The sequence below is a fragment of the Corallococcus sp. CA053C genome (assembly GCF_003611675.1).
Taxonomy (GTDB): Bacteria; Myxococcota; Myxococcia; order Myxococcales; family Myxococcaceae; genus Corallococcus.
Map to the genome: position 1 here is coordinate 1 of NZ_RAWA01000558.1, position 5,019 is coordinate 5,019.

Below are 5,019 nucleotides of genomic sequence, written 5' to 3' on the forward strand. Positions count from 1 at the left end.
GGGGAAGCTGGCGACGGCGGCGGGACGGCCCTGGGCCACTCCGGGCGGCGGCGTCACCGGCCGCTGGGGAGAGGTGATGGTGGGCCGGGGGGCAGGGGCGGCCTCCGCCAGCGCCTGGCCGCACAGCACACAGGTGGCCGAGCGTGGCGGGTTGTAGCCGTCACAGTTCGGGCAGACCACCGGGAGCGCGGACAGCAGGAGCTGAGACATGGGCGGAGCGCCAATCTAGGGGGGCGTGAAACGTCGGGTCAATGAAAGCTGGCGGGGGCGGAAGGGCCCGCGCCACGGGCTCCAACGCCCGTGAAGGAGGTGCGATGTTCCAGGGTAACGTTGCCCCTGCTGTTTAGGGCAGTTACGATTGCCACCGCCTCGATGATTCGCCTGAACGACATCCTGCAGCGGGTTGCGTCGTACCACCCGGACCCCGACCTGGACATCATCAAGAAGGCGTACGTCTACTCGGCCAAGGTCCATCAGGGGCAGCTCCGGAAGTCCGGTGAGCCCTACCTGATTCATCCCCTGGAGGTGGCGGGCATCCTCGCGGAGCTCAAGCTGGACGAGGCGTCCATCGTCACCGGTCTGCTCCACGACACCATCGAGGACACGCTCGCCACGGCGGAGGAACTCACGGAGCTGTTCGGGCCGGAGGTCGCCCAGCTCGTGGACGGCGTGACGAAGCTGTCCAAGTTCTCCGCGTCCGCGACGCTCTCCCAGGAGGAGAAGCAGGCGGAGAACTTCCGCAAGATGATCATCGCGATGGCGCAGGACATCCGCGTCATCCTCGTGAAGCTGGCGGACCGCACGCACAACATGCGGACGTTGGATCACATGTCCGAGGAGAAGCAGGCCCGCATCGGACAGGAGACGCTGGACATCTACGCGCCCCTGGCCAACCGGCTGGGCATCTCCTGGATCAAGACGGAGCTGGAGGACCTGTCCTTCCGCTACGTGAAGCCGCAGGAGTTCTTCGCGCTGGAGGAGCAGCTCAACAAGCGCAAGAAGGAGCGCGAGGCGTACATCGAGGACACCTGCGACCTGATGCGCGCCAAGCTCCAGGAGCGCGGGCTCAAGGGCGACGTCAGCGGCCGCTTCAAGCACGTCTACAGCATCTGGAAGAAGATCAAGTCGCAGGGCATCGACTTCGATCAGATCCACGACATCATCGCCTTCCGCATCATCGCGCCCGCGGTGCCCGCCTGCTACGAGGCGCTGGGCATGGTGCACCAGATGTGGAAGCCGGTGCCGGGGCGCTTCAAGGACTTCATCGCCATCCCCAAGCCCAACATGTACCAATCCCTGCACACCACGGTGATTGGTCCGTTGAGCGAGCGCGTGGAGGTGCAGATCCGCACCTCGGAGATGCACAAGATCGCCGAAGAGGGCATCGCGGCGCACTGGGCCTACAAAGAGGGCCGCGCGCCCATCTCCAAGGACGATGAGAAGTTCGCCTGGCTGCGCCAGCTCATGGAGTGGCAGCAGGACCTCAAGGACCCCAAGGAGTTCCTGGAGACGGTGAAGGTGGACCTCTTCACCGACGAGGTGTTCGTCTTCACGCCCAAGGGCGACGTGCGCAGCCTGCCGCGTGGGGCGACGCCGGTGGACTTCGCGTACGCCATCCACTCGGACGTGGGCGGCCGGTGCGTGGGCGCCAAGGTGAACGGCAAGATTGTTCCCTTGCGCTACAAGCTGAAGAACGGCGACACGGTGGAGGTGCTGACCAGCCCCCAGGCGCACCCGTCCAAGGACTGGCTCACCTTCGTCAAGACGAGCCGCGCGCAGCAGCGCATCCGCGGCTTCATCAAGCAGCAGCAGCGCGACAAGAGCCTGCAGCTGGGCCGCGAACTGGTGGAGCGCGAGTTCAAGCGCTTCCAGCTCAACTTCAACAAGCAGATGAAGTCCGGCGAGCTCAAGAAGGTCGCCGAGGAGCTGGGCTTCCGCGTCGAGGACGACCTGCTGGTGGCCATTGGCTACGGCAAGGTGACGCCGCAGCAGCTGGTGCAGCGCATCGTGCCGCAGGACAAGCTGGCGCAGGCGGAGCCGCCCCCGCGCATGTCGGACGCAAGCGGGACGGGCAACGGCAACGGGACGGGCAACACGTCCATGCTGCCAGGCCTGTCGCGCATGACGGACCTGGCCAAGCGGCTGGTGGGCCGCAACAGCCGCAGCGGCGTCCAGATTGGCGGCGTGGACGACGTGTTGGTGCGCTTCGGGCGCTGTTGCAACCCCGTCCCCGGGGACCCCATCGCGGGGTTCATCACCCGGGGCCGGGGTGTGACGGTGCACACGGTGGGCTGTGAGAAGGCACTGGCCACGGACCCCGAGCGGCGCGTGGACGTGTCCTGGGACGTGAAGGGGGACTTCAAGCGGCCCGTCACGCTGCGGGTGCTGACAGCGGACCGGCCCGGCCTGCTGGCGGACATCACCCACACGTTCTCCAAGAAGAGCGTCAACATCTCCCAGGCGAACTGCCGGGCCACCGGCGATGACCGGGCGGTGAACACCTTCGAGGTCACCATCTCCGACCTCAAGCAGCTCACGGACCTGATGCGCTCCATCGAGCGGCTCACCGGCGTCTACTCCGTCGAGCGAATCTAACTTCAGGCCGGATGTGCTACAGCGCGCGGCGGACCCGCGGCCCCTGGTGCCCCCAGGGCCGCCTCACCCGAGGTGTGCTGCATGGCGCGCAAGGCAATCCACTCCGACGACGCCCCCAAGGCCATTGGCCCTTACTCCCAGGCCGTGCAGGTGGACGCCGGGAAGCTGACGTTCCTGTCCGGCCAGATTCCGTTGGATCCCAAGACGATGGAGATCGTCCCCGGGGACGTCGTCGCGCAGGCCGAGCGCGTGATGGAGAACCTCAAGGCCGTGCTCGCCGCGAGCGGCCTGGACTTCTCCCACGTCGTGCGCTGCACCATCTTCCTCACCGACCTGGGCGACTTCGCCAAGGTGAACGAAGTCTACGGCCGCTCCTTCACCGGGGCGCCCCCGGCCCGCGCCACCGTGCAGGTGTCCGCGCTGCCGCGCGGCTCCAAGGTGGAGATCGACGCCATCGCCGTCTCCTGACGTCCAGGTCGCAGTCGCTGGAAACACGAAGGCCGTCGGTTCCCGCTGTGGGAGCCGACGGCCTCGGTGCTTTCAGACGTCGGTGGAGCGGGGGCGGACTACTTCGCCTCCGCCGCCATCACCACGCCGGCCTTCTTCAGCTCCTCGTCGATGACCTTCTTGAAGGCCTCGAAGGGCTGGGCGCCCACGAGGGTGCGACCGTTGATGAAGAAGGTGGGGGTGCCGTTCGCGCCCACGGCCTCACCGGCGGCCATGTCCGCGGCGATCTGCGCGTCGAACTTGTTGGTGTCCAGGGCGGACTTGAACTTGGTCATGTCCAGCTTCAGCTCCTGCGCGTACTTCTCCAGGGACGCGCGATCCAACGCGCGCTGGTTGGCGAAGAGCTTGTCGTGCATCTCCCAGAACTTGCCCTGCTCGTTCGCGGCCATGGAGGCCTGCGCGGCGAGCTTCGCGTGCTGGTGGAAGGACAGCGGCTGGTGCTTGAAGGCGATCTTGACCTTGCCCTTGTACTCCTTCTCCACCTGCTCGAGCGTCGGCACCGCGCGGCTGCAGAACGGGCACTCGAAGTCGGACCAGGCGACGATGGTGACGGGCGCCTTGGCGGCACCGCGCACCGGGGCGTTGCCCACGTCGATCTTCTGCACGGCCGGCTCGGCGGGGGCCGAGGGCGTGGGAGCGGCCGGCGCGGCGTTCACGTTGTCCTGGTTCAGCTTCGCGTAGAGGTCCTCCGCCTTCGTGCCGGCGGCGAGCGCCTTGTCGGCCTTGGCGATCTCCTCGTCGATGATGGGCTTGAAGGCCTCGAAGGGCTGCGCGCCCGACAAGAAGCGGCCGTTGATGAAGAAGGCCGGCGTGCCGTTGGCGCCCACCGCGGAGCCGGCGGCCATGTCGGCCTCCATCTGCGCGTTGAACTTGTTGCCGTCCACCGCCGCCTTGAAGCGGTTCATGTCCAGCTTCAGCTCCTCGGCGTACTTGTCCAGGGAGGCGCGATCCAGCGCGCGCTGGTTGGCGAAGAGCTTGTCGTGCATCTCCCAGAACTTGCCCTGCTCGTGGGCGGCCAGCGCGGCCTGCGCGGCGTCCTTCGCGTGCGAGTGCATGGGCAGCGGCTGCTGGCGGAAGACCACGCGCACGTCCTTGCCGTAGGTCTCCTTGATGCGGTTGATCGTGGGCACCGCGCGGCTGCAGAACGGGCACTCGAAGTCGGACCACTCCACGATGGTGACCTTCGCGGTCGCCGGGCCGAAGGAGGGGGCGTTCGCCGGGATCTCAATCTTCTTCGCGGTGGCCTGGGGCTCCTGGGCCTGGGGGCGCGACGGGGCGCGCTCGACGCCCTTCTCCATGATGCGCGCGTACACCTGCGAGGGGGCCACGCCGCTCTTCACCAGGCCCTCGGCCTTGGCGAGCTCCTCGTCGATGAGGCCCTTGAAGTTCTCGATGGGCTGCGCGCCCGACAGGAAGCGGCCGTTGATGAAGAAGGCCGGCGTGCCGTTGGCGCCCAGCTGCGACGCCAGGGCCTGCTCCTTGGCGATGGTGTCGGACAGGCGCGACTCCGCCATGTCCGCCTTCCACTTCGCCACATCCAGGCCGATCTGCTTCGCGTAGGACTCCAGGCTCTCCGCGTCCAGCTTCTTGTTGTTGGCGAAGAGCAGGTCGTGCATGTCCCAGTACTTGCCCTGCTCACCGGCCGCGAGCGCCGCGAGGGACGCGGGCTTGGCGTGCGGGTGGAAGGACAGCGGGTTCTGGCGCATCACCACGCGCAGCTTGCTGCCGTAGTCCTTCTGGAGCTGCACGACGGTGTTGTGCGCGCGGCTGCAGAACGGGCACTCGTAGTCGGAGAACTCCACGAGGGTGACGAGCGCGTTGACGCTGCCCTTCACCGGGGCGCCTTCGACGGGCACCTTGAAGACGGTGGGGTCCACCTGGCGCGCCGGTGAAGGGCAGCGTCAACGCGCTCGTCAC

3 protein-coding genes and 1 pseudogene are annotated in these 5,019 nt (G+C 67.3%); 2 read left to right on the plus strand and 2 right to left on the minus strand.

Translation table 11 applies throughout. From position 1 onward, the window contains the following. A pseudogene (locus tag D7V97_RS44400) lies at nucleotides 1-210 on the minus strand (hypothetical protein); the annotation flags it as partial. Between the two features lie 162 nt (nucleotides 211-372). Here D7V97_RS44400 and D7V97_RS39810 point away from each other — a divergent pair. Together D7V97_RS39810 and D7V97_RS39815 are read left to right on the plus strand one after the other, a co-directional pair. Then, on the plus strand, nucleotides 373-2,595 hold the full coding sequence (locus tag D7V97_RS39810; RefSeq protein WP_120615791.1) for a bifunctional (p)ppGpp synthetase/guanosine-3',5'-bis(diphosphate) 3'-pyrophosphohydrolase: 2,223 nt from the start codon (nucleotides 373-375) through the stop codon (nucleotides 2,593-2,595). Between the two features lie 81 nt (nucleotides 2,596-2,676). After that, nucleotides 2,677-3,063, plus strand: a complete 387-nt coding sequence (locus D7V97_RS39815) for a RidA family protein (RefSeq protein ID WP_120615792.1) — start codon at nucleotides 2,677-2,679, stop codon at nucleotides 3,061-3,063. A gap of 98 nt (nucleotides 3,064-3,161) precedes the next feature. Here the strand turns inward: D7V97_RS39815 and D7V97_RS39820 are convergent, their stop codons facing one another. After that, nucleotides 3,162-4,979, minus strand: coding sequence for a thioredoxin domain-containing protein (locus tag D7V97_RS39820; protein ID WP_120615793.1), 1,818 nt, complete (start codon nucleotides 4,977-4,979; stop codon nucleotides 3,162-3,164). Nucleotides 4,980-5,019 lie beyond the last annotated feature (40 nt).